Origin of the sequence: Microvirga tunisiensis (genome assembly GCF_009296175.1) — a bacterium.
Classification (GTDB): domain Bacteria; phylum Pseudomonadota; class Alphaproteobacteria; order Rhizobiales; family Beijerinckiaceae; genus Microvirga; species Microvirga tunisiensis.
The window spans coordinates 1-1,141 of record NZ_VOSK01000810.1; the positions used below are offsets into that span (position 1 = coordinate 1).

At 61.9% G+C, this 1,141-nt stretch carries 1 protein-coding gene; it reads left to right on the forward strand.

Going from position 1 to position 1,141, the window contains the following annotated elements; translation table 11 throughout:
- Positions 1-186 precede the first annotated feature (186 nt).
- Positions 187-750 (forward strand): P-loop NTPase family protein, encoded by a 564-nt coding sequence (locus tag FS320_RS43805; RefSeq protein ID WP_192926432.1) that lies wholly within the window; start codon positions 187-189, stop codon positions 748-750.
- Positions 751-1,141: the final 391 nt, after the last annotated feature.

Sequence of the window (1,141 nt, forward strand, 5' to 3'; positions counted from 1 at the left end):
TATCCTGACCAGTACTCCGAGCGGCATCTGCGCACACTCCAGCGGCGTCTGAAAATCTGGCGCCGGGATGCGGCATGGGCCATGGTGTTCGGGTCATCGGATCAAGGCTCGGTGCCCGCAGAGCCCTGAGGCTTGCCGGGAGCATGAAGATGAGGCAACGACCATCCGTGTCGGGAGCATTCTTCGGTGAGGCAATACGACCCGCAGGGGTCTTTGTCCCTGTGGCACCGGGTCCGGGGCTCACAGGATCTTCCGCTCCACGTTGGCACCAAGCATCTCACGGCCACTTTGGCGAAGGCGCGGCGCGCCGGAGCTGAATGGGTCCTGATCGACACGCCACCCAACGCGGAAGCTCCCGTGGCCGAGGCGATCTGGCACGCGGATCTTGTTGTGATCCCGATGCGTCCGGGGCTGTTCGATGTCGATGCCGTTCAGGCCACGATCCAAATGTGCCGTGACCTCAAGAAGCCTTATGCGGTGGTGATCAACGCTGCGCCGGCCAAGAACGGCTCGGATGATGCGACAGTTGCGGATGCACGAGGCGCGATGCAGGCGCTCGACGTTCCGACATGGGGCGGACAGATCACCCATCGTGCTGAGTTGTCGCTCTCCCTGGCCCATGGGGCTGGTGTTAACGAGTCCCACTCCGGATCGGCAGGATCGGAGGAGATCGGCAGCCTTTGGCGAGCGCTCACAAGGAGCTTTGAGGCAATGAAGGCCATGGCGGGCATCCAGGCTCAATCGGCCTGATCGGCACGCCGGAGCCAATGGGTTTGGGATGGGCGCCCTCGGGGCGCTCATGTCCATGAACTCGCTGCTTCCAGATGGGGATATCAGTAGCTACTCTGAGGCATGGCTGGGAAATTGCGCATGTCAGTGGCGTTTCGAGACGCGCGAGAGTTGGGTGACTGGCTAGCCAGGCATCACGACAACAGTAGCGAGCTTTGGGTCCAGATCTTCAAGGCCGGTTCTGGCCGTCCGTCCGTCACTTGGACTGACTGTGTTGTCGAGGGACGTTGGTGCATAATTGAGAGGTGGGCCGCATGCACCCCTTAGCCCTGGGGTTCAGACGAGGCGCTGGGATACTGGCATGCCAAGGCTGGTCATGATGTTGATGACCTTGCAGCCGACCGCAGCTTCG